17 protein-coding genes and 1 tRNA gene are annotated in these 25,487 nt (G+C 49.8%); 4 read left to right on the forward strand and 14 right to left on the reverse strand.

What is annotated here, in order from left to right; translation table 11 throughout:
- The 6 genes from yfmH to RTV33_RS01045 all read right to left on the reverse strand — a co-directional run.
- The coding region (yfmH, locus tag RTV33_RS01020; RefSeq protein ID WP_312640611.1) for an EF-P 5-aminopentanol modification-associated protein YfmH at positions 1-680 on the reverse strand (680 nt) is incomplete at its 3' end.
- The gene (gene yfmF / locus RTV33_RS01025) at positions 673-1,962 is read right to left on the reverse strand and encodes an EF-P 5-aminopentanol modification-associated protein YfmF (protein WP_312640613.1); all 1,290 of its coding nucleotides are present in this window, start codon (positions 1,960-1,962) and stop codon (positions 673-675) included. The genes yfmF and yfmH, both read right to left, overlap by 8 nt.
- 109 nt (positions 1,963-2,071) lie before the next feature.
- Positions 2,072-9,436, reverse strand: a complete 7,365-nt coding sequence (locus RTV33_RS01030) for a GH36-type glycosyl hydrolase domain-containing protein (protein ID WP_312640615.1) — start codon at positions 9,434-9,436, stop codon at positions 2,072-2,074.
- Positions 9,437-9,472: 36 nt separating this feature from the next.
- Positions 9,473-10,606 (reverse strand): Ger(x)C family spore germination protein, encoded by a 1,134-nt coding sequence (locus RTV33_RS01035; RefSeq protein ID WP_312640617.1) that lies wholly within the window; start codon positions 10,604-10,606, stop codon positions 9,473-9,475.
- Entirely contained in the window at positions 10,603-11,685 is a 1,083-nt protein-coding gene (locus RTV33_RS01040) for a GerAB/ArcD/ProY family transporter (RefSeq protein ID WP_312640619.1), read from the reverse strand. The genes RTV33_RS01035 and RTV33_RS01040 overlap by 4 nt, the downstream gene beginning before the upstream one ends.
- Positions 11,686-13,236 carry a spore germination protein gene (locus RTV33_RS01045; protein WP_312640621.1) on the reverse strand — a complete coding sequence of 517 codons (1,551 nt, stop codon included), beginning with the start codon at positions 13,234-13,236 and terminating at the stop codon, positions 11,686-11,688.
- Between the two features lie 148 nt (positions 13,237-13,384).
- Here RTV33_RS01045 and RTV33_RS01050 point away from each other — a divergent pair, with 148 nt between their 5' ends.
- Entirely contained in the window at positions 13,385-14,095 is a 711-nt protein-coding gene (locus RTV33_RS01050) for a DUF421 domain-containing protein (protein ID WP_312640623.1), read from the forward strand.
- Positions 14,092-14,472 (forward strand): DUF4363 family protein, encoded by a 381-nt coding sequence (locus RTV33_RS01055; protein WP_312640624.1) that lies wholly within the window; start codon positions 14,092-14,094, stop codon positions 14,470-14,472. Before RTV33_RS01050 ends, RTV33_RS01055 begins: the two co-directional genes overlap by 4 nt.
- A gap of 215 nt (positions 14,473-14,687) precedes the next feature.
- Here the strand turns inward: RTV33_RS01055 and RTV33_RS01060 are convergent.
- The 8 genes from RTV33_RS01060 to RTV33_RS01095 form a co-directional block, all read right to left on the reverse strand.
- Positions 14,688-14,763: transfer RNA gene (locus RTV33_RS01060), tRNA-Ala, on the reverse strand.
- Positions 14,764-15,051: 288 nt separating this feature from the next.
- A complete protein-coding gene (locus tag RTV33_RS01065) occupies positions 15,052-15,879 on the reverse strand; it encodes an energy-coupling factor transporter transmembrane component T family protein (protein ID WP_396327199.1) in 828 nt (275 codons plus the stop codon).
- Between the two features lie 5 nt (positions 15,880-15,884).
- A complete protein-coding gene (locus RTV33_RS01070; protein WP_312640628.1) occupies positions 15,885-17,591 on the reverse strand; it encodes an ABC transporter ATP-binding protein in 1,707 nt (568 codons plus the stop codon).
- A 118-nt stretch (positions 17,592-17,709) separates the two neighbouring features.
- Positions 17,710-18,255 (reverse strand): ECF-type riboflavin transporter substrate-binding protein, encoded by a 546-nt coding sequence (locus RTV33_RS01075; protein ID WP_312640630.1) that lies wholly within the window; start codon positions 18,253-18,255, stop codon positions 17,710-17,712.
- Between the two features lie 54 nt (positions 18,256-18,309).
- The gene (locus tag RTV33_RS01080; RefSeq protein ID WP_312640632.1) at positions 18,310-19,164 is read right to left on the reverse strand and encodes an S-adenosyl-l-methionine hydroxide adenosyltransferase family protein; all 855 of its coding nucleotides are present in this window, start codon (positions 19,162-19,164) and stop codon (positions 18,310-18,312) included.
- Positions 19,165-19,348: 184 nt separating this feature from the next.
- On the reverse strand, positions 19,349-19,693 hold the full coding sequence (locus tag RTV33_RS01085) for a PqqD family protein (RefSeq protein ID WP_312640634.1): 345 nt from the start codon (positions 19,691-19,693) through the stop codon (positions 19,349-19,351).
- A 5-nt stretch (positions 19,694-19,698) separates the two neighbouring features.
- Positions 19,699-21,615, reverse strand: a complete 1,917-nt coding sequence (locus RTV33_RS01090) for an OPT family oligopeptide transporter (RefSeq protein WP_312640636.1) — start codon at positions 21,613-21,615, stop codon at positions 19,699-19,701.
- A 118-nt stretch (positions 21,616-21,733) separates the two neighbouring features.
- Positions 21,734-23,200: an aminoacyl-histidine dipeptidase gene (locus tag RTV33_RS01095; protein WP_312640638.1), complete on the reverse strand. Its 1,467-nt coding sequence runs from the start codon at positions 23,198-23,200 to the stop codon at positions 21,734-21,736.
- Positions 23,201-23,470: 270 nt separating this feature from the next.
- Between RTV33_RS01095 and RTV33_RS01100 the strand changes: the two genes are divergently transcribed.
- A complete protein-coding gene (locus tag RTV33_RS01100; protein ID WP_312640640.1) occupies positions 23,471-24,745 on the forward strand; it encodes a DegT/DnrJ/EryC1/StrS family aminotransferase in 1,275 nt (424 codons plus the stop codon).
- Entirely contained in the window at positions 24,678-25,370 is a 693-nt protein-coding gene (locus tag RTV33_RS01105) for a sugar transferase (protein ID WP_312640642.1), read from the forward strand. The genes RTV33_RS01100 and RTV33_RS01105 overlap by 68 nt, the downstream gene beginning before the upstream one ends.
- Positions 25,371-25,487 lie beyond the last annotated feature (117 nt).

A 25,487-nucleotide genomic window follows, 5' to 3' on the forward strand; every position in this document is an offset into this window, starting at 1 on the left:
TCGGCAGGCTTTAGGATGCGATCGGCGGCTTCAAGCACGGTATCGATCTCAAAATTGCCCGCAACGACGAGCACCATATTATTCAAATTGTAAAAGGTGTTGTAGCAGCGGTAAAGCAGGTCAGCATCAATTTCAGCAATCGATTCCACTGTGCCCGCAATATCAACACGCACAGGGTTGTTCACATACAGCGCGCCGAGCAGATTAAACAGAACGCGCCAGTCGGGGTTGTCGTCGTACATCTTGATTTCCTGCCCGATGATGCCCTGCTCTTTGCGCACAGTTTCCTCGGTGAAATACGGATGTGTGACGAAATCGAGCAGAATCTCGATGGATTCTTTAAAGTTATCGGCACAGCTGAACAGATACGCTGTTTTGTCAAAGCTGGTGTACGCATTGGCGGAAGCACCGGTTTTGGCGTAACGCTCAAATGCGTCTCCGTCTTCGCTTTCAAACAGTTTGTGCTCAAGATAATGTGCAATACCCGCCGGCACGGTGACGAAATCGTTGTCTTTGCTTGTTTTAAAGGTGGTGTCAATCGAGCCTATCTCCGCGCCAAACAGCGCGTAGGCGGAGCTGAACTGCGGTTTGGGGCACAGCAGCATGGTAAGCCCCGAGCTGTGCTTAATTTTAACATAGTTTTCACCGAGCCTCTCGGAGGAGATTACGGTTTTATTCATCTGCTTCACCCTCCCTGCCGGTTAAGAAATAGACGGTGTCGAGCGTAACCTTCTGCGCCGCCTGCATAATCTGCTGTTTGGTAATCTGTGCAACCTGTTCTGCGTTTTCAACGGGCGACTGGTTGGTGCCGCCGAGAATCTGGGTGAGGTACCAGCCTTCCAAACCGCCAAGTGTATCGGTTGCGGATTTGAGGGCGCTCACCAGCGCGAGGATAGTATTATCGAGCTCTTCCTGCTCAAATTCTCCGTTTTTCAAAACCTCAAGCTGCTTTAAAATTTCTTCCTGTGCCTTTTGTTTGTTTTTACCTTCAACGCCGCTATCCACCAGCATACTGCCGGTTGCTTTGTCAAAGCGTGCCGCGCAGTAGTAGCACAGGCTGTGCTTCTCGCGAACATTCAAAAACAGGCGCGAAAACGGTGTACCGCCGTAAAGGGCGCACATCAGCTTGGAAGCATTTGCTTCCTCAAGGCTGTTAAGCTCACCAATGCGAAAGCCCATCACCAGTTTGCTCTGGCTGACATCCATGCGGTCGGTCTGCTCGGTTACTTTTTGGGCAGCTTTTTTCGTTACATTCTCTTTGTATTGTATGGGGCTGCGCTGTACCCTTGAAAAGCTTTCCGCAAATATTTTCTCGGCACCGGCGGGGTTGCCGCAGCCGATAAACATAATTTCAACCACTGCATTTTTGATTGCCTCGTGGTAAGCCTTGACCGCACTTTGCGGGGTGATTTTTTCCGCCTGCTCCTTGGTACCGTATCTCTTTACGGCAAACGGCTCACCCGCAAACAGCAGCGACTGGCAGCGGCTGACGGCATAGTCGCGCTTATCGTTTATTTCAGATTCGATGGTATCGATCAGATACTGTTTTTCCAGTTCAAAATCCTGCGCATCAAACACACCATCCACCAAATATGGTTCGAGCAAAAGGCTGCTCACTAGCTTGGCGCATTCTTGAGTAATGGGGTCATTATCAATCGTATAGCGGTCATCCAAACTTTGAATGGATACATTGAGAATCTGATATGCGCCGTATTTCCGCACATCGGCATCCAGCGCCGCACCGTAAAGTTCACACAAACGCTCGTTAAGGCGGGTGAAATCGGGGCACTGCTGAAAGCGTTTTCTTAAAATAAACGGCACAACCGCGGTATCGGAAACAGTATTTTCATCAAGCGGTAGCACCAGATTGCAAGAAATCCTGTTGGATTTAAACTTAGCATCGGTGACCGTGCTCCAGAACACGCCCTCACACAGCTGCTTGCGAACCATGTTGTTACTCATTCGGTCATCTCCCAATCGTTGCGCACGTTGTGCGCGAATTCATACGAGGAATATTATACCACAAACCGCCGGCTATAGCCATACAGTGTTTTACGCAATGCTGAACATTTTATGAATTTGGGGCAATGGTCAGCAGGATCTCTTTTGGCACACCATCCAGCAAAATGCTGCTGCATGCGGTACCGTTTTGTGTCATCTCTGTTTTGTCGCCGCGGCGGGCGGTGAGGTGCAACGGGGTGCCTAGCAAGGTAAGGTTTAGCTCAAACCCCTGCCAGCTTGAAGGCATGCAAGGCTCAAATCTAACCTGGCTTTCTTCAAGCCAAATGCCGAGCAGATGTTCGGTAACCGTTTTATAGTACCAGCTTGACGCACCCGTGTACATGCTCCAGCCGCCCCTACCGCGCACATTGGGGTTGGTGTAAATGTCGGCGGCAAGGTAATAGGGCTCTTGTTTATAGCGCAAAGCCAAATCGCGGTTTTGGCAGCGGGAAACAGGGTTCAGCCAGTCGAGCAGGCGATAGCCGTCGTCTGCTCTGCCCTCTTCTAAAAGCGCAAGCGCAAGCCAAACTCCGGCATGGGTGTACTGCCCGCCGTTTTCGCGAATACCCGGAGGGTAAGCCTTAACATAACCGGGTTGTTGGTGCGAGTTGGCAAACGGCTTGTCAAACAGCTTGACAATACGCAGTTCAGGGTCGGCAAGGTAATGCAGGGCACTGTCGAGCGCAGTGCTTACGCGGCTTTGGTCGGGCATTTCGCACAGTACCGAAAAGCTTTGGGGCAGTGAATCGATGCTGCACTCGTCGTTTTTCTTGCTTCCCATTGCACTGCCGTTGTCATAAAATGCGCGCAGATACCATGCCCCGTCCCAGCAATGCTCATCAATCGCGGTTTTCAGCAGCGCAATGCGTTCTTCGTATCGCATTGCAAGCTCAGTATCACCCCGTTTGCGCACAAGCGGTAAAAAGCGCTGCAGCACAAGAACAAGGAACATGGCAAGCCAGACGCTCTGCCCTCTTCCCTCGTTGCCAACACCGTTAAAGCCGTCATTCCAATCGCCGCACCCGATGAGCGGCAAGCCATATTCGCCCAGATTGTACGCTTTTTCAATGGCACGCAGGCAGTGCTCGTAAACACTTACGGCATCCAATCCGCGCTGCACCTCAAAGTATCGCTCCTTTTCATTGGTTCCGAGTGGCTCACCCTGCACAAACGGGACTGCTGTATCCAGAAGTGCACTGTCCCCTGTCGCTCGCACGTATTCACTGACGGCATAAGGCAGCCAGAGCAGGTCGTCGCTGTATTTGGTGCGCACCCCACGCAAGCCGCCGCCACTTTTGGGCAAATTGTGCCACCAGTGCAGCACATCGCCCTCAGGGAACTGTGCCGCTGCTGCACGCAATATCTGATATTTGGCGGTTTTTGGCCGGAATAGCAGGCAGGCGGTGATGTCCTGCAGTTGGTCGCGGAAGCCATACGCGCCGCCACACTGATAAAACGCGGTACGCCCCCAGATACGGCACTGAAGAATCTGGTGCGGCACAAAATGATTGATAAAAACATCCAGTGCGCGGTCGGGCGTTGTAATCAAAAGATTGCCGATCGGCGGTGCCGTGGGCAGCGTAAGCTCAGAAAGCCGAAGCGCAGCCTGTGCATTCGCCGCCCAGATTAGCCGAAATAGAACCGTTACATCTTGTTTGGGTGGTAGTGTAAGGTCGGTAAGCAGTGCTGCACAGGGGTCTACGCCGTTTTGTGTGTCGCCATTCTCCCAGCGCCCGCTGAAGAACTCCACACGGTCGCACATGCAGCGTGGGCTTTCCGTATCACTACAAAGGCAGCTCACCCCGCGCACTGCGGTTTGAAATGGGTTACGCACCATCAGCTTGCCTCCCTCAAAGGTTGCGGAGATATGGCGCGCATCGGTACGGCTGACGCCGAGTACCGGCTCAGTGTAATAAGCGAGCGTCACCTTGCGCTGAGTAACCGAATGATTGGTGAGGGTAACCGCAACCTGTTTGACACTGCCGCGTTCGGGTACCGTCACAACGGTTTTGCATGAAATATCATCCGCTGCACCTTCGTAGCGCGCATCTGTCTGCGAAAAGGAACAACGCGCACCATGCACAAGATTGTAAAAGCACCCTTCACTGCGCAGAATGAGCATTTCCCCATTGTTACCGGTTGCTATGTCGTTCTGCCATGGGGTTAGTTTGTTCTCGCGCGCATTCACCGCCCATGTAAATCCAAGCGATGTGTCGCTTACCAACGTGCCAAACGCGGGGTTTGCTAGGATATGAGAAAACGGAAGCGGGGTTTCACGTTCCACATAAAATCGGTCGTCTGCAAACACACCGCCCATTACGGTAACGCTTGGGGTATGCTCGCTCAGAAGAAGAGGTGCAACTGGATTGAAACGGACAGGGTTATATTCACGGACGGGTAGCTGCACCCGCGCACCGGATTTTGGCGCAATGTGTACCGCTGCCGCCTGCAGCAGCTGCACTGCCTGCTCACCATGCTGCACGGTGTTGATGAGATACAGCCCTGCCCCAATCTGGTCGGTACAGCTAAGACGGTTGATGCATTCGGTAAGTGCCGTCGGCTCGGATGCATCATGGGTGAACACGAGATCAAACGGTACGCCCGCCAGCTTGCACTTTCTGTACAGGCTGATATAAGCCGCGGCACGTTCGCGGTCAAACCCGTATTCGGTAGGCATTGACACAATGGGGCGGTCACCCGAGATGGACATGCCCCATAAATCGGGCTTGCCAAGGTTGTTTTCGGCACGCGCGGCATCGTTTTCGCGGCTGTCACGTTTGGGGAACATCAGCTGTGGCAGCAGTGTGAATGCCAGCCTACCCTCGATTGTGTCGCCCAGCAGCGGGTTAGTAGCCGCAGCATCGGGTGTAATCTTACCCTTCCCGCGCAGGCGGGTGATGGCGGAAACCGCCTCTTCCCGCGTCTGCCCTGCCGATAAAATTTGAGTGAGATAGGCACGCGCACCTGCGGGAATATCAAGTGAGAGCCGCAGGGCACCGGCTGCATCGGGAGTGCCTGTGCCACCTGTAAACTCACGCTGGGTGAAATTGAGCAGGTCGGCAAGCCCGTTCGGTGCCTGCATTAGGTTTTCGCGCTGGGCTTCATATTCAAACGGTATATCCTCTAAAAACCCGGTGGCAAAGTAAAGCTGTTTTTTACTGCTGCGCTCACGGCGGGTGAAGATGAGAACCCTGCTTTTTTCATCGTATTCAGCGGTAACAAATAGCTTAGAAAAGGCAGGGTGTGCGGCGTAATCAGCATCAGCTGCCAAAGTCGGTTCAAAATAGAGCAGCAGGCTTGCAGAAATACGCTGCTGTGAGAGATTCTTAATCTGATATTCCCGCTGTTCACAAGGCATTGTCGGGTGCAGCATCACACGCATTCCGGTTTTTACGCTGTCGTACTTTGCTTTGTAAAGCATTCCGCCCGCAAGAAATTCGACGCGGTAACGCACATCACTGTCGTAAACGGGAGCAGCGGTGAGCGAAAAGGTGTGTTTGCCCGTGTTCACAAATGCATAAACACCGCATGCGCCGCGCAGCAAATCAACCGGGCGGCGTGTAAGATCTACGCCGCTGTAGCTGAGAAACCCCGCTCCTGTATCGGTCAGCGTGTCGGAAATCGCCCCGTTGGAAAGCAGCATGGCCTGCGGGCTCTGCGGGCGGATCGTATCGTATTCCTCGGCAATTACTGTTTTCACGGGCTCACGCTCCTTTAGGTCTTTAAACTTGATATTATCGTACACCACAGTATCGCGGCATACCTTTTCCTGCAGCAACTCCTTTGCGGCGTTCATGCGGCGGTCTCGGATAAAGCGATTCTGCATTTTGTTCTCAAACAGAGCATTGCACGCGGCAACCATGCTCATACCGATGTGATGCGACATAAAGCTGCGACACACGCCGTAATCGAACGGTACACGGCTCTTGGTGAAATCGATTGCCTCAAAAAAGCCGTAGGTACCGTAAAACCCCATCTGCTCCATACGGCGCAGGTTTTTCATGGCGGCAACCGGAAAGAATGGCAGTGTGAGAAAGGTAGAGTACGGTGAAACGACAAGCTCATGGTTTAACCCGCGCTTTACACCCAGCTTTTGCACGCCATGCGCCTTGTACTGGTAGTTGAGCTGGCCGTCAAACAGATAAAAGGCACTCTCGCTGATTCCCCATGGAACCTTTTCATCGTGTACGCGACGGCGCTGGCAGTAAACGCAATAGCCCAACGCTTCTGAGAGCAACGAGCCGTCGTAAACAGGCAGCAGCAGGTGCGGCATAAAATATTCGAACATGGTACCTGTCCATGAAACGGGGCCGGCATACGCCCCCTGCTGCGACATTGTGCGGTTCATGGCACCCCAGTGGCGTTTGCTTACCTGGCGAGACGCAATGGCATAAAAACCGGTCATGCGCGCCTCGCTCATAAAAAAGTCGTAGTAGTTGTCCATCATTTCACCGGTTGTTTCGTTGTAACCTATTGAAAACAAATTGCGGCGCTTATCGTAAAACACGCTGAGGTCGGTGTCGGCAATCAGCGCTTTAACACGGGTGATAATCGGCTTAAGACCGGCACACTCTGTGGAATAATCGTGCAAACCCTCCTTGAGTGTTACAAGGCTGCAAACAAAGTTTCCGCTGTCCACCGAGGAAACAAAACGTGGTTCCAGCAATGCAAGGCTGGCGGTATCGTACCAATTGTAGAGGTTACCATGCCATTTCGGAAGCCGCTGCACCGTATCAAGTATACGTTCGATGCGTAGGCAAAGCTCATCGGTCGAAATAAAATCGAGGTCGCGCGCGGCAAGCGTGCTGAGCAGCAGCAGCCCGATATTTGTTGGCGAGGTACGGTGCGCCACTGCATAAACAGGCGACTGCTGAATGTTATCGGGCGGCAAAAAGTTCTCCTGCTCGGTAGCATAGGTCTCAAAAAAACGCCACATTGCAGCAAGGTAGCCTACAAGCTGCTCTCTGCTGGGTTCATCCAGTGTTGGCAGCGGGTGCGGCTTTGCCCTGCTTGTATACATTACAAACGGCAAGATTGCAGAAAAAGCCAGCCCATAGAAATGCAAAAACGCATGGGGCGAAAAAAACAAAACTATAATACCAATCAGTTCTGCAAGCCAGTAGTGACGCAGAAGATCAAAAAAACGCCCTGTTCCCTCGCTGTCTGCGGCTGTTACCCATTGCAGCAAGTTTTTATGGCTGATAAACTGGCGATAAAGTGCCAACACAATGGCATGCAGGCTGCGCAGCGCGGTTTGCGGCAGCATAACCAGTGTAAACACACCTATGGCGAGCTGCTCGATTGCCTGCGGAACAACGCGGGTAAAGAATTTACGCGAAAACACCGACATTCCGTTTGCTGCCGCGCCTGTAAGTGCACCGATCAGCGGTTGATAGCCGACAGAAAGCAGCACCACCCAGAACAAAGCCAACGCCGCGGGCTGTGGCAGCAGCATGGCAGCGAGTACGCAAATAAGATTAATCACCGGTGTAAGCGAACGGCGCAGGTTGTCGTACAGCTTAAAGCGACTGAGCGCGTTGATAGGGTTGCGCATACCGAAAATATAACGCAAATTCTGCCAATCTCCCCGAATCCAGCGGTGCAAACGTGCAAGCCACGCCGAGATAGAGGACGGAAAGCTGTCGGACAGCTCGACATCGGAAAGCAGGGCGGTGCGCAGATAGGCGCTTTCCAAAATATCGTGACTAAGAATCTGGTTTTCGGGAAAACGGGTGTTGAGCAGCATATAAAAGCAGTCGGTATCCAGCAGGCCCTTGCCCGCAAAAATCGCCTCATGGAACAAATCCTGATAGAGGTCTCTCGCCGCTTCATCGTAGGCAGTGATACCACCGATGCCTGCCATGATACGGGAAAAAGGGGTTTTACCCTGACTTTCGAGCGTGGTGGATATACGCGGCACAAAAATACCATACCCCTGTGTTACAATTCCTTTGTTATGGTCGATGACCGCCCTGTTTAAAGGATGCGCTGCAGCGGAGATCATACGCCCCGCGGTATCGAACAGCAGGTTTGTGTCGGAATCGAGCGCAAGCAAATAGCGCATTGCACGCAGACGGTGTTTGTTACCCACAAAGGTGTGTACGCTGGTGGTATCCCCCTTGGCATAACGAATAAACTCGGTGATTGCCCCGCGTTTACGTTCCCACCCGCTAAAGCGTCCCTGTGTTTTGTTATAAACACGTCCGCGCACAAACAGCATAAAACGTTCGCCGTGCTCAGCATTCAGCCGCCGTATCTCCTCTTCCAATGCCTGCACCTGTCGGTCGTCTTCAGCACAGGCGGGCCGGTCGCTCTCTTTAAAGTCAGCCAGCAGGCAAAAGCATAAGTCATCCGCCGCGTTGTTCCAATAAAGCTGCTCCAGCCTTCTCGCAGCGGCAGGGGCATCGCCTGCACGCGGCATAAGAATAGACACCGCCACAACCGTTTGGCTGGCAGTCTGTTCTGTGTGAGCCTTGTCCATACGCGGAATATGCTCAATACGTGCCCCTGCCATAACAATATACTCTAGGGCAGGGCGAACCACCTCCCGCAGAGGAAGATAGCTGAGAAGCCCCACAATAAAGCTACCCGTAAGGTAGCCGACGCCATGTGCCAGCAAATATGTGATGACCGGTGTGCCCACCATATAAAGCCGCCTGCGCCAACGATTCCCTTTGTCTAAAACCTCGTTGTTTAAAATATAAAGTCCTACATGACGGGTACGCGTATCGGTACCCGCCTTAGCAAGACGAATCAGCTGGTCAGCACAGGCTCGTTCAGTCTGCCTCTCTTTCTCCGCAATGAGCCCTACCAAAACGCGGTAACAGCCGCGACTTTCCTTCTCCATATTAGGATAGACTCCGGCGGGGTCGCTCAGCAGTGTTGCTTCAACGATACTGTATTTGCAAACAAGGGCGTCAAAATCGAGCGCCGCAAGCTTTGTGAGCGAGGTAATGGCATAGGATATTCCCCGCTCATCTTCGTTGTCGATGCAGGCACTGCATGCCATACTGAGTAGTGTTATTCTTAGTGCAAGCGGAAAATATCCAAACTCCGTAATCGTAAGGTCGCGATATTGCTGCACTTCACAGATAATATCCTCGGCAAGCTGCTGTGAAATAGCAGGTCGCCCACCGAGAACCGCATCGCAAATAAGGCTGAGCTGTGGCAGTTTACCGTTTACAGGCAGCTTAGCGGTGGTTTGCAACTCGCGCGCGGTTTGCTTTGCTTCTTTTTCCAATACGTAAAAATTGTCGCAGAGCCATAACACCACAGGGCTTTTTGTAGAAGTATTCAACTGATTGCGGTAGAGCCGTTTCATCCGCCGCAGGTTGCCCAACAGCTGCCTGCGTAACGGCTTTGGGCGTTTTTGGGCAGTAACAGGCTCTTGCTTCATCACCTGTGCAATCGATTGTTTTATCTGCGATTCATTCATAGTATCGATTCCTTTATCTTTATCCCACTATGGCGCTTAACTCTGCAAGCCGTAACGTGTAATCGTGGTGTGCATGTTGATTTGATAGGTGAACTGCGGTAACAGCTCGTCGTAGCGGGCTTTATTTTCGTTAAACCACTTGGGTTCATATTTTTCCAATAGATTTGCAAAATCAAAAACATCGCTGCGATAAGTGCTTAAGCAGGAGGACAGCGCGCCTTCCATTTCGCTGTAAATGGTCGCCGATTGCAGCTTTTCAATTTCACCGATGTGCGAAAGCAGCGTCGTTCCGCCGCTTGGCATAATGCTTTCTTCAATGTGGCTCTTCACTTTACAATCAATTGTAAAATGAGGCACACCATTTACGATCGATGTTTTTATTTTTGTTTTTGCACTTACCACCTCAAGCGACATTTTGCCCAGCTTCTCATGGTTTACAACCATATGTGTTCCCTTAACCTGATTGCGCAGCCACAAAATACCGCGCGTATAGGTGGGGTCAACCTTTCCTGCTAATTTATTGTGGCGGTAAATTGCTGTGCCCACAACCTCCATACCCTCTTCTTTTTCACCGTTTTTGCTCCTCGCAACAATTGGCATAAAAGTACCGGTATACCCATTTTCTTTGGCATCGACAATGTGCAGCACCTGTCCACGCAAAATTTTACCGTTGACCTCGGTGTTTTCCAGCATATTTCGAATCGAAAGAATGGGCAGGATGGACTGACCCAGCTCGGCAGAAACAACATCCGAGGCCCTGCCGTTGGCCATTACGACATCTACATTTGGACGGGACTGATGGTTTGAGTTAAAGTAGTTAACCGCGATATCGAGCCCTTGCTTTGCCACCTGTTCCCCGACAACAATCATCTTATTCTGCCCGTAAAAAATCTGTTTACCCTGCTTCAGCGTTGCTTCCTCAAGCGCTTCCGAAATGGTTGTTCCCTCTGCTTGCAATATCATACAGTTCGGTTTGCTCGCGTCAATGGAGGTTTGCGCTCCACCGCCCTTTGCATCAAAAATTTGCAGTGTAAGCTGATACTGATCGCCGTTAAAATCTATCCCTACTCCTTGCACGATTGCCCTCTGACTTACACGTACAGGCTTCATGCAACCTGTAAGCAGCAGTGTGAGCCCTAATATAACAGCAACCGACTTTACTGTTTTCAAGATGCCTTCCCCCTTTTGCTGACCAGTGACCAAATAAGCAGTACAAACGGGATGAGCACCGCCAGAAGCGCAACCGGAATGCCCGCCTGCAATGCACCCTGCATCCAGGTAAGATAGTACAGCCTTGATGAAATAATTACTGCGCCACCTACCGTTGCAGCTCCACAGATGATCAGCCTCGTTTTTTTGAGACGCTTAGGAATGATATAACCGAGGCATTGCGATGCGAGGTAGAGATAAACCGTTACCTTTACAAAAGCAATAAATGTCCACAATGTGATGTGCAAAATGTCCAGACGCTGAAAAATCGAAATTTCTGCAATAACTGTGAGCGAGAAGAACGGAAACATCTGTGATTTGGCGTAATCGCCCAAACCAACCGTAAGCAGCATTACAAGGTACTCCACTGCAAACAGGCTTAAAATAGTCCAGTATACAAAGTTCTTGTTCAGGTTCCCTTTGAGATCGGGTGCCAGCAGCAGCCACAGCACTACATCAAAGTTGGCAAAACAGGCACTCAATGCATGCTTTGCCACCGGTGCCACACCGCCGTACAGCGGGTTTTGCAGGTAGACAAACTCGGCATCGGGAAGAACCGCCACCGAAATAAAAATAATGGAAAACAACGAAATAAAAAACAAAATGGTATTGACACGGGTAACAGGCTCCAGCCCCATGTATGCCCCATAAACACATACCGCTGTAAAGGTAAGAATGAAGAAAATAGACTTTGTTTCGGGATATACCACCGATGTGAGCAAAAACTCAAAATTGCTGACGGTATCGGCGGCAATCAGTACGGCATAAAGAAACAGCAGTACGCCCAGTACCTTACCCGCCGGTTTGCTTAGTTTTAATGCACAATCAATAATGTTGCTTTCTCTGTGGCGATTGAGCAGCAGTGCAGCGGGCAGCAATATCAGTATAAGCAGCAGATAGGCAAACGGCAATGCGAGCATAACAGTGGCTGCATTTTGCACGCCCTGCATCTGCGGTACAAACGTAAGCATATTGAATACACGGAACATCACCAGCAGCATGACAATTTGTTTGCCGTCTATCAGCGTATTTCGAATCATTTACAGGCTTCCTCCCTTACCGCCGACCTCGCTGCCGGGCAGGTCTTGAACCTTGAGCGTGCGTTTGCCAAGGGTTTTCCAAGATGCGCGAATCAGCACATCACGAAGATTAAACAGCTTATAGGGCGAGGCGGATGCAGTGGCAGGTACACCGTAAGCATTGAGCGCACAAAGGTTGACCGATACAACACACAGCATCAGCGTGATGCCGTACATACCGAATAAGCCACCAACTATAATAAATATAAAGCGCAAAATTGTAACCGGCTCGTAAAGCGAGGGCACCACAAACGAGCTGATAGCGGTAAGCGCCACTACCATAACCATAGGTGCACCAATCAGCCCTGCCGTTACTGCCGCGTCGCCAATTACAAGGCCGCCGACAATGCCCACGGCATGCCCAATAGGGCGCGGCAAGCGCAAGCCCGCTTCGCGCATAATCTCATAAATAAGGTGAATGAGCAGTGCCTCAAACATAAGGGGGAACGGAGTGGTCTCCTCCGAAGCGGCAATGTTAAACAGCAGCGATTCCGGAAAAAGCTCGGGGTGAAAAGTGGCAATTGCAACATAGGCACCCGGAAGCAGGATGGTAAAAAAGAACGAAACATATTTCATGATGCGGATAAAGCTGGAGTAGAACGGACGGTGGGCATAATCGTCGAGTGTCTGAAAGTTCTCGCTGAACAGATAGGGCACAATGAGCGCAAACGGCGTGCCGTCCACCAACACCACCACCCTGCCCTCGGCTATTTTGGCGCAAACAGTATCAGGGCGCTCGGTAACACCAACGTTCGAGAAAATAGACGAAATGTTGGTATCCAGAAACGGCTGGATGTAACCGGAATCCAGCACGATGTCCAGATCGATTTTAGAGATGCGGCTGCGTACGTCCTCCAAAATTTCGGGAGAAACCATATTGGAGATATAGCACAGACAAAGGTCGGTTTTGCTGGTTTGCCCTGCGCCTGTAAACTCAAACACCAGCCGCGATGATTTAATGCGGCGGCGAATAAGCGCCATGTTCGTACGAATCGGCTCAACCAACCCCTCACGCGAGCCGCGCACATTTACTTCGGAATCCGGTTCGGAAACGGAACGCGACGCAAAGCCCTGTATTCCCGCAACCACCGCAACGTCAATACCATCAATTAAAATGCCGACAAAGCCGGACATGAGTGCTTTAAACAAATCTCCGAGGGTGTACACCTCTCTTTGCTCGGGAGCAAGCACCGATTCGTAGCGAACCCAATAGAGGAGACTCTGCGGCGTAGGATTTTCGAGCTGCAGGCTGGTAAGCGGCTCCACCAGCGACTCAGCCATATTAATTGTACTTACCATTCCCTCAAAGGTGAGTATCTGTACCTTCTGCCCGCAGATGAGCACCTCTTTGTTGGTAAAATCGGCTGTATTGTGCAGTTTTTCTCGTATATTGATCATATTTTGGGATAAATCTTTGACAAGCCTTTCGTCATCACCACTCGGTGGCGAGTTTTTTACATACGCTGCGGATGCTGCACGTTCTACGATTTTATCGAGTTTTTTAAAAAACATTTGTTTGCACCTCCGGCAAAATTACATTTTGCATACCCTAATCATTGCCAATTTCCGGCCATTTATGTTTCATAGGCATAAAAAAACATCACGCTCAAATACTAGTCGTGATGTTTTATCGTTTTATTTTTGGTTAGGAGGCGGCATTGTGTCGATATTTTTTCTGCGTACCATCATTCTATACGTCGTCATTGTCTTCTCCCTGCGCATTATGGGTAAACGCCACCTCGGTGAGTTGCAACCTTCGGAATTTGTGATTGCAATCATGATATCCAACATTGCCACACTACCCATAGAGGATACCAACATTCCGCTCGTTGCCGGAATTGTCCCCATCCTCACACTGGTGAGTTTTGAGGTGATTATGTCATCCATTGGACTAAAGTGTAAGATGGTGCGCAAGCTTATTTCGGGCAACCCTATTATCCTTATCCGTGACGGAGTGATTGATCAAGAAAAGATGCGCGAGCTGCGTTACAGCATTGACGATTTGATGGAGCAGCTGCGCAGCAAGGATGTATTTGACATCTCGGAGGTTGCGTATGCAATTGTGGAAACCACGGGGCAGCTAAGCGTTTTTCAAAAATTTCCGTCACGTATCACCACAAACCAAGATTTAAACGTTCCCGAGCCACGCTGCGCAGACTCCCCGCCAATGGTGCTCATCAGCGACGGGGAATTGATTGTGGATACGCTTAACTATTGCAACCTACGCAAGGAGTGGCTGGAAAAAACGCTAAGGGAGCAGGGTGTGGAGCAAAAAGATGTTTTTATTATGACCTGTAACCGTGCAGCAAATTACCACTTAGTTTTACGTGATAAAAAAAGCCCTGCCAAAAAAGGCGGTGGCGGTGCATGAAGCGGCTGATTATCTCGCTTTTGATGGTTGCACTGATTATTACATTCAGCATTATTAATTCCATAACGCTTTATAAAATTCGAATTGAGCTTTCCGACTATCTTGAAGGTATGTCGCAAAAATTGGAAAGTGGGTCTATGCAGGAGGTTATGGAAGATGCGCAGAAGTTTAAAGAACTGTGGCACGACCGCGAAGAAAAGCTAGTACGGTTCATCCGGCATTCGGACCTGGAGCAGATTACATGGGACTCTGCACGGCTGCCGGAACTCGCCAAATACGGTGATATTGCCGAGCTAGCTGCAGAGATCAAACGGATACAACTGCAGGTGGACCACCTCTGGGAGACGCAAATCCCCCGTTTTCGCACTGTTTTTTAATTTCATCCTATCCTATTAGGTTCAAAAGTTATAGGAAGTTCTATGACACTGATGCTTCTTTTAAAAAACAGAAACAGGTTATCAGCAGCTCTCTGAAAGCCATTGTACTTTAGGGAGCTTTTTGATTGTGCCGCCATTATCATTCTATTTTCCGTAAAGAAAAGATAAAAGCTGCCGAGTGCCCTCACGGACATTTGACAGCTTTTAACAACGATTGGTGGACCCAAGGAGGATCGAACTCCCGACCTTACGGATGCGAACCGTACGCGCTCCCAGCTGCGCTATGGGCCCAAAACCAGATTATAACAACGAAAATTATTATAATCCTTTTATGCATAAAAAGCAAGACGTAACTGGAACTATTTTATAAAATTTTTACTTGCTCATTATTAACCCAGACACCATACAGAGCCTGTTCACTTGCGTAATTTTGCACTACCACATTATGTTTGCCCACTTTTACACCTCCGCACAAATCTAGTACAATCTGCACTAAAAATACTGCAGCAAGTTTGTCAACAATTAATAGGAAAACAACGCGACGGATTCGCCGCCTCGCTATTGGCGCGCAACCTATTTTCAAAGAAACGGGTTGTAAAAACGGTTACCATCGTAAAACGTAATCACCAGCGAACTGACCATAACAACAGTAACAAACGCAATGGCAATAAAGTCGCGTGCTCTAAACGGGCGCTGATTGTACCAGGTGCGCTTGTTGTGCTTGCCGAAGCCGCGCAGTTCCATTGCATTAGAGATAACCTCAATTCGTGTGAGGCTGGAAAGAATGAGCGGCATCAGGATGGCTGCCGCGTTTTTCAAGCGTGTGCTCAGCTTCTCTTTTTTGGAGAGGTCGATTCCCCTCGCCTGCTGTGCCTGCGAAATGTTGTGGAAGTCTCGCTGTATATCCGGTACATAGCGCAGCGCGATTGACACCGAATAGCCTACACGGTAGCTCACACCGATGGAGCTGAGCGACGACGCAAACTCACTGGGGTCGGTGGCGACGATGAACAGCAGCGCAATGGGGATAACCGTAAAATATTTGAGTGATACATTGAACATATAAAAAAGCTGCTCAAGCGTGACATGATAAGGCCCTACCAGATGAAACAGCAGGTGCCTTGTGCCGTAGATGCGTACGCCCTCCTCAGGGGCAAAAAAGAAGATGGCGAGGTTGTTGAGAATAAGGAACGTAAGCATAAACGCAAGCGCAAAAGATACCTCATGAAACTTAATTTTAGAGAGCAAAAAGATACCCACACTCATCGCGAACATTGCCAAAAGCACACGAGTATCGTAGGTAAACATTGCACCGATGCTCCAAAAAAAGAAGCCAATCAGCTTGGTTGTGCCGGTAAGGCTGTGTATCACCGAACGGCGGTTAATGTACGAAAGGGATGCTTTCACTGCCATTAGCCTCTCACCTGCCTGTCGTAATCAATAAAGCGCTGCACAAATTCACGCGGCTCGGCAATACCGCACCGTTCGGCAAGCGTAAACAGCGACGTTTCCTTTAGCGACGCCTGCTCAATAATCTGTGGGCTCGTGAGCACCGCGGCGGCGGTATCATCGGCAACAATTTCGCCGTCGGCAAACACTATGGCCCGCGGTGTATACTCCTGCATCAGGTGCATGTCGTGGGTAATCATAATCACGGTCACACCTTGTGCATTGAGGGTGCGTAAAAACTCCATAATCTCGGTATAATGGCGAAAATCCTGGCCTGCGGTGGGCTCATCCAAAATGATGATCTCTGGAGACATCACAAGCACAGACGCAATGGTAACGCGCTTTTTCTGCCCAAAGCTGAGGGCGGATATCGGCCATTTGCGGAACTGGTGCAGCCCGCAAATCTTCAGTGTCTCCTCTACGCGGCGTGCGATCTCCTCAGGCGGCAGATTTTGCGAGGCAAGCCCCATGGCAACCTCGTCAAAGATCATGTTTTTTGAAATCATCTGGTTGGGGTTTTGCATGACATAGCCAATGTGCTGAGCACGCTCTTTGATGGTATCCCCCGCAAGGTCTTTTCCGCCGAGTAAAATACGGCCTTTGTTCTGCTTTTCAAAGCCACAAATCAGCTTAGACATGGTGCTTTTGCCCGCCCCGTTTCTGCCGACAATGCTCACCATTTCGCCCTTATGCACGCAAAAAGAATTATCGTGTAAAATTTGGTGCTGTTCGGTATAGCCAAACGAAACATGTTCTACCTCAAGCAATGGCTCGCCCAGTTTTTCGGGTACTGCGGGAGGTGTGGAACGGAACCACTGCTGTACCTTATCTACACAACTCTCGTCAAGCCGGATGGTATCGATGTGTCCGGCTTTCATATCAGGCGTGATGGTACAGCCCGTATATTTAAGCGCCGTGATATAAAGCGGTTCACGAATTCCGCTTTCGATGAGCAGATTGCCCGAAAGTAGCTCATCGGGGTGCAGGTCAGCAACAATTCTGCCCTCATTCATCAAAATCACGCGGTCAATATCGCGGTAGAGTACGTCTTCTAGGCGGTGTTCAATGATTACAATGGTGGTGTTCGTCTTTTTTTGGATGCGGTCAATCAAGTCTATGGTTTGCTTTCCGGTAGCAGGGTCAAGGTTTGCGAGCGGTTCATCGAACAACAGAATTTCCACATTGTCTACCATCACACCGGCGAGCGAAACGCGCTGTTTCTGCCCGCCCGAAAGCTCATGCGGGGCGTAGGCAAGGTGGTTGTGGATGTCCACCAGCTTTGCCACCTCTGCGGTGCGCTCAACCAGTTCGTCATGCGGCATACAGTCGTTTTCCAGCGCAAAGGCGATATCTTCACCAACAGTCAATCCAATAAACTGGCCGTCAGGGTCCTGCAATACCGTGCCAACCAGCTTGGACAGTTCAAAGATGCTTTGCTCTTTGGCAACTTTATCCAGAATGGTAAGCCTACCGGTGCTTTCACCGGGGTAAGAAAATGGGATAAGCCCGTTGATGCAGTGCGCCAAGGTACTTTTGCCCGATCCGGAGGGGCCTGCAACGAGCACCTTTTCTCCCTCATATATCGTAAGGTTTATATCGTACAGCGTAGGCTCTGCCTGAGCATTGTACTGAAATCCAAAATTTTCAAAGGTAATAACGGGTTTTTTCATAGAATTCTCCTTTCAAGAAGGAAATGGTGTGTTGGGAGGAGTAAGCATATGCAGTTAGAAACACAGCCGGAGATAAAAATCTCCGGCTGTGCATCAACCGCCTGGATGATATGTAGGGCTATTCTTTGGACAAAGAACCCTTTTTCGTTCTGGTTTTTGCATAAGCAATCATCAGTAGAGTGCCGACGATTGCAACGCTGACTGCGTTCATAATGCCTGCAAAAATGCCCTGTGCAAACACTTTATCAGCCGGCTCAGCGTAGATCAAAATATCGAGCCCGGGGGCAACGAGCAAAAATGCTACCGCATTTGCAATTATCTGTACAACGTTGAACGTAATGATTTCTTTTTTACCGAAGTTACCAGATTCCAAATCGATCTTCTTCGCCGCAAAGCCGATGACTAAGCCAACGACAGCAGATGCGATAATCCAGCTCCACCACGGGGAGCCCCATGACAGGTCAATAAGGGTGTGACCGATTAAACCGATCAGCAAACCTGCAACCGGACCATACATCACCGCAAACAATGCAAGAACCGCATACTGAATGTTAATGGTGGTATTGGGAATCGGGCTGGGAATAGCGACAAAGCGGCCGAGTACAAAGAAAATCGCCGCGCCAATACCGATGGCAACAATGGTTTTGATGGGTGTTTTTTTCATGATACTTCCTCCTCAAACTCTATATTCAGCGGACATACTCCGCCAAAACACAATTTATTCGTATACCACCCTGGGTGCTTTACGAATGGTAATGCGCCAGCTTGTACCGGTTCCGATGTTGTATGCCTTTGCAAAGCTGCCCTGATTGATGGCAACTGCCAGACAGTCGAGGCTGTTGACATACATCATAGGCTCGCCCACATTGACATCAGCAAAGCTTTTTACAAAAGTGAGGATATTCTTATAGAGTGCGCGGGTATCGTTTTCAATGGTGATTTCCACCCTGCCGCCGTGCTTCACACCCAGCTTTAAGAACATTTCGCGGCTGATATTGGTCCACAGGCTGCCGAAGCGTACATCCAGCACATCAATGGTGCCGGAAACCGCATCATTTTCGAGAATTGCTTCCACAACCGGAAGCTCGACCACATTTTCTAAATCAACCTCAGGGCCGACACCCTCAAATTCAATCACGCCGGATGCCAGACGCGCCCCGGTATAGGCATAAATGTCACGCCCGTGGAAGGTGTAGCTTTCACCGGAATTCGGCAAACGGTTGATTTGTTCATCAATCACGCGCGCCGCGGTAAGCCCACACATCCGCTTTACATGGGTGAGCGTACCGTTATCGGGTGTGATAATATACTGGCCGGTGACTGTTTTCACAACGATGCTGCGGCGGTTGGAGCCAACGCCCGGATCAACCACCGAAACAAACACCGAACCCTCGGGCCAATAGGCAAGGGTTTGAATCAGGCGGTAAGACGCCTCCCAAATGTTATATTGCGGAATCTCATGGGTGAGGTCGCTGACATGCAGCTCGGGGCTTACCGAATAAGCAACGCCGTACATCGCGCTCACCGCACCGTCGCAGGTACCAAAATCGGTCTGTATAATAAGCGGTTTCATTTGTATTAAGCACCTCTTGATATAACAATTTTTGTTAATACTTACAAAGTAAGTATAGCTTTTCGGACAAGGTGTGTCAACCACGTTTTGCCATGTTCTAAAGTTTCAGGGTGTAAAAAATCTGCTGTGTTCCATGTTTTCACACAGCAGATTTTTGCCTGTATTTTTATTTGCAGCAATCAGGCTAAAAACTTATAAATTTATAATTACTTAATATTCCAAAAAATGTGATAATCCGGTTGTACAGCGGCTCGGCATTTTCGCCAAAGCGCTCTTTTACCTCCTGCGCAATCTCGTAAACACTGCGCGTTCCGTCAATTCGTTCCCAAATAAAGCTGCCCAGTTCATCCAGCTGGATACGACTGCTCTCGGGTTTACGGAAAGCATGCTGTGCAATCCTATCGTAAAATCCTGTGTGCGGTATTTTCACCACTATGCTGCCGTCATCCCTTTGCTCCCAAAAATAACAGGGGTTACGCTTTGGTATATAGTCAAGGTAGTTTGCGGTAGACCTCTTGTAGTGTTTCATTCGCACTACCTCGACCGTTCTTTGTGAAGGAGCGACGCTTTAAACAGGGTAAAGATAAGAATGATAAAGAAAATGAGGGAGCCGATATTGCCCAGCGAAATTCCCCGCTGCGTAAGATCAATCGCCTCGCCAAACGTACCGACACCAAACGGAACGATGGCAAACACGGCAAGCAGAATTCCGACCAGCCCTTCTCCCGCAATCATACCCGAGGTGTAAAGCACACCGCGATCAATGGCATCCTTGCGTTTTTCATCCGAAATGTTTTTCTTTTTCTCAAAAAACAAACGAACTAAGCCGCCAACCATAATGCCCGCGCTTAAATGAATGGGCAGATAAAGCCCAACTGCAAATGGCAGCACGGGGATACCGAGTATCTCTACCGCAATTGCAATGCCTGCACCTGCAAACACCAAATTCCACGGAAGGTTACCGCCCATAACACCCTCTACTACCATCTTCATCAAAATTGCCTGTGGTGCGGGCAGCTCGGTAGAACCATAACCCCATGCGGCGTTGAGCAAATAAAGCACACCGCCAATGGCAAGTGAGGCTGCAATAACACCAATCATCTCACCATATTGCTGCTTTTTGGGAGTTGCCCCCAAAATATACCCTGTTTTAAGATCCTGCGAGGTATCGCCTGCAATTGCCGCAACAATACAGATGATGGAGCCTATGGCGATTGCGCCCAGCATACCCTCGCGCCCGACGAGGCCGGTTGCTTTGAGCAGCAGGGTGGAAATAAGAAGCGTTGCAATTGCCATACCCGAAACAGGGTTGTTGCTGCTGCCCACCAGCCCTACCAGGCGTGCGGATACTGTAGCAAAAAAGAAACCGAATACAGCGATAATAACCGCGCCGTATAAAGGCACAGGAAACACAGGCAGCAGCCAAATAGCGATGATGATGATGATGACAGCACCCAGAATAATTTTGATATTGATGTCCTCATCGGTTCTCAGCCCGGTATCCTCCTCCCGGTTGCTCGATAAGCCTTTTAGCGCCTGGCTAAAGGTTTTGACGATAAGCGGCAGTGATTTAATCAGGCTCATAATACCGCCGGCAGCTACAGCACCCGCGCCGATATAACGAACATAGTTGCTCCAAATATCGAACGAGCCGAGCGCGCTGATTGGCTCGGTGGCCGGGAACATAACCGCACTGCCGCCAAACAAGCTGATTACCGGCATGAGCACCAGCCAGCTGACAATACCACCTGCCAGCATATAGCCTGCAATACGCGGCCCGCAGATATAACCGACACCCACCAGTGCGGGCAGTACATCCACACCCACGCCCGAGCCCTTGTAAGCTTTTACCTCATAATGCACTTCGCTGGGGAACAGCTTGAGTCCATCGGCTATAAATTTGTAAAGGGCAGCAATTCCAAGCCCACCGAATACAGCAGATGCTTTTGTTCCGCCCTCTTCCCCTGCAAGCAGAACCTCGGCACAGGCAGTGCCCTCGGGGTAGGGCAGAACTCCATGCTCTTTTACAATGAGTGCTTTGCGCAGCGGTATCATAAACAAAACACCCAGCAAACCGCCCACCAGTGCAATGAGCGATATTTCAGTCAGAGACGGAGCGCCCTGCCCCCATTCTGCCATCCACATAAACATTGCGGGCAATGTGAAGATGGCGCCGGCGGCAACCGATTCGCCCGCTGAACCAATGGTTTGCACCATATTATTTTCGAGAATAGAATCTTTTCGAAGAATTAGTCGAATAATACCCATAGATATGACAGCCGCCGGAATGGAAGCCGACACCGTCATGCCCACACGCAGACCGAGATAGGCGTTTGCCGCACCAAACAGCACTGCCAGCAAAATACCCAGTATGATAGATGTGAACGTAAACTCAGGCATTACTTTTCCGGCTGGGATAAATGGTTTGAAATCATCTTTTGAGTTTGCCATTTAGACGCATCCTTTCACTTCTTATACGCAGCTAGTATGCGAAAAAATGTACTACTCTATGCAAAAAGCGGCATTCACGTATGCGAATGCCGCCCAAAATATTGTTTTTTGTTTTTACTTATGCTTGTTTTTTCGTCAAATCCTCCAGCACCCCAATCAGCAGCTTCCAAAAACGTTCGCATGAGGCAAGCTCAAGACGCTCGTCGGGGGTGTGGCAGCCGTACATAGTAGGACCTATTGCAATCGCATCAAGCCCCGGCAGCTTATCGATAAACAAACCGCACTCAAGACCTGCATGAATTGCTTCAATTTTCATCTCGCCACCAAACAGCTTACGGTAGCTTTCGCAGAGCACATCGCGAATATGCGAATTTTCCGCATAGCTCCAGCCGGGGTATTCGCTGTCGCAGGTAAGTTTGCAGCCAAACAAATCAGACAGTAGCGTAAGCTCTTTTTTGGTCTCCTGCTGTAGTGATGCCACCGAGCTTCTGGGGGAGAAATACACTACGGTCTTGGTATCGTCGGTTGTAATAACACCAAGGTTTACCGAGCATACGACAAAATTGCCTGCAAGCACATTTCTTTTTCTCATACCGTTAGGCGCTAAAAATACAAGTTTTACAATTGCGTCGGTGGTATCCTTGCTCATCATTTGCTGCGGCAGCGCAGTTTGTGCAAGCTCCACACGGAAGTCCGGTTCTGCTGCGGCAAGCTCCGCATGGATATCCTCTGCGGCGGCGGTGATGATAGCTTTTGCCTTTGCCAAATCTTCTTCGCTATGGAAAGCAAGAGTGCAGTCGCATTCGCGTGCAATGGCGTTGTCTTTGCTGCCGCCGGTGATAGTAACAAGGTTTGCATCCACCTCAAGTAATACACTGTACAAAATTCTGCCCATCACCTTGTTTGCGTTGGCATGCTCCAAATGAATATCCGCGCCTGAATGGCCGCCAAGCAAACCACGAACCGCAACCTGCAGCCCGTAAGCCCCTTCCGTTTCTACCCAGTCAATAGTTTTGTGCAGGCGGATTCTCATGCCCCCCGCGCAGCTTACTGTTGCAATGCCCTCTTCCTCAGAATCGAGGTTGATCATGGTTCTGGCACTGAGCACGCCGCCGTCCAACGCTACTGCGCCAAACAGCCCCGTTTCCTCCTGTACTGTGAATACACACTCAAGCGGTGGGTGTTTGAGCGAATCATCCGCCAAAACAGCAAGCATCAGTGCCACGGCAATGCCGTTATCCGCTCCGAGGGTAGTCCCCTTTGCACAGAGGTAGCCGTCTTTTACCTCAAGCTTGATACCCTCTTTTTCAAAATCATGGGCAGTTCCCGCATTTTTTTCACACACCATATCGGTATGTCCCTGCAGCATCACCGCAGGCAAACCCTCGCAGCCCGCGCTGCCCGCCTTTTTGATGATAACATTGTGTATCTCGTCACGGTAGCAGAAAAGATTATGTTTTTTTGCAAACACTTCAAGATAATCCGCCATCCCCTTCTCATTGCCGGAGGAGCGTGGAATTGCGGAAATTTCTTCAAAATATTGAAAAATCGCTTTTGGTTCATAACCCTTTACGATATATTCCATTTCTTACATCTCCTAAAAAATTATATTTTATTTTATTCTATACCATAGTGGTAACAAAATCAACTATAGCTTTTTTCATGAAAAAGCGGAAAAATCTGCAGCCGGTCTGTCACGTAATTTATCTTTTAAGTAAAATGAGTTTGTTGCTGTTCCGTTTTGTATGTGAAATGAGGCAAAAGTGCTGCAACGGGCAACATTGGCAAAGTATAAATCTGCACCACTGACGGAAACTAAAATCATCTAAGAAAAATTCGAGGTGACCTTATTGCTATGAATGTTCCTTTTTCTCCGCCCGATATTACCAACCTTGAAATAAAAGAAGTAGTTGACACGCTAAAATCGGGGTGGCTGACGACCGGCCCTAAAACCAAGCTGTTTGAACAGCAAATTGCCGCCTACTGCCATACCAAACAGGCGGTGTGCCTGAACTCGGCCACGGCTGCGCTTGAGCTTACCCTGCATGTTCTAGGCGTTGGCCCCGGCGATGAGGTGATCACCAGCGTTTATACCTATACCGCCTCGGCAAGTGTCATCTGCCACGTGGGCGCAACGCCCGTTCTCATTGATACCGCGCCCGATTCTTACGAAATGGATTACGATGCGCTGGAGCGTGCAATCACACCCAAGACCAAGGTGATTATTCCGGTAGATGTGGGCGGCGTACTATGTGATTACGAGCGCATTTTTGAGATAGTGCGGCGATGCAGCGGCAAGTTTACCCCGCGGGGTGCTTTGCAGGCATTGTATGGGCGCGTCGTGGTGCTGGCAGATGCAGCGCACAGTTTTGGCGCCACACAGGGCGGCAGGCAAAGCGGGGAGCTTGCCGATTTTACGTGCTTTTCGTTCCACGCTGTAAAAAACCTTACCACAGGCGAGGGCGGTGCGGTGACATGGCGCGAACATAACGGCGTTAACAGCAAGCAGCTTTACCAAGAGTATCAGCTTTTGTCCTTACATGGTCAATCAAAGGATGCGCTTGCAAAAAGCAAGGCAGGGGCATGGGAATATGATATCATTTCACCTGCCTACAAGTGCAACATGACCGACATCATGTCCTCCCTTGGTTTGGCGCAGCTGCGCCGTTACTCGGGGCTGCTGCAGCGGCGCAGAGAGCTGATTGAGCGCTATGACCGCGCTTTTTCTGATTGCAACGTGCAAATTTTACAGCACTTCGGCGATCGTTTTTGTTCCAGCGGGCATTTGTATTTGGTGCGCATGCTCGGTAAAGACGAGGCCTACCGCAATGAGGTGATTATAAAACTGGCGGAGGCGGGTATTGCAACCAACGTGCATTACAAGCCGCTGCCTATGCATACCGCCTATCAGCGCCTCGGGTTTCGTATTGCAGAATACCCAAACGCGTATGCTATGTACTGCAATGAAATTACCTTGCCGTTGTTTTCGGCCATGACAGACCCGCAGCAGGAACATGTGATACACGCTTTTCGCACTATTTTAAGGGAGGGGATGCGAACCCATGCGGCTAAAAAGCTGGGACAAGCTGCCCGAACAGATGAAAAACGACCAGGTGCGCCCTTACTATGAAAGCCTGCGCAGGCGATCTGCCGCTCTTACAGCAAAACGCATCTTTGATTTTACTGCTGCTTTGCTGTTGCTGGCAGTGCTCTCGCCCGTACTGCTTGCTGTATACCTCTCGATTAAAGCGGAGGAGCCGCGTGAGCCTGCTCTGTTTCGGCAGATTCGCATCACACAATACGGCAGAGAGTTTCGTATCTGCAAGTTTCGCACCATGATCTGCGGTGCCGACCGCCTCGGCACACAGGTTACCACGCTTGGTGACAGCCGTGTGACACGCGCGGGGCATTTTTTGCGCAAATACCGTCTCGATGAGCTTCCACAGCTATGGAATATTTTAGCGGGAGATATGAGCTTTGTTGGCACACGCCCGGAGGTACCGAAATACGTAGCGTACTACACTAAGGATATGTGGGCAACACTGTTGCTGCCCGCAGGCATCACCTCCACCGCAAGCATTACGTACAAGGATGAAGAAAAACTGCTGCGTTCGGCAAATAATGCCGATCAAACTTATATACAGCAAATTTTGCCTGCAAAAATGCGTTATAATCTGGACGAGCTTGCTCATTTCAGCTTCTGGAACGACCTTAAAATTATAATTCGAACTGTGTTTGAAGTAGTACATCCATAAAGCTATGGTGACAATTATCACTTGTTTTCGCCACAACATTTCAAATATCTATCATATTAGCCAAAAATACAAATTTTGCTTGCTAACTTTATAAAAAAAGTGCAAAATATAGGTATA

Source organism: Hydrogenoanaerobacterium sp., from assembly GCF_032017025.1.
Taxonomy (GTDB): Bacteria; Bacillota; Clostridia; order Oscillospirales; family Ruminococcaceae; genus Hydrogenoanaerobacterium.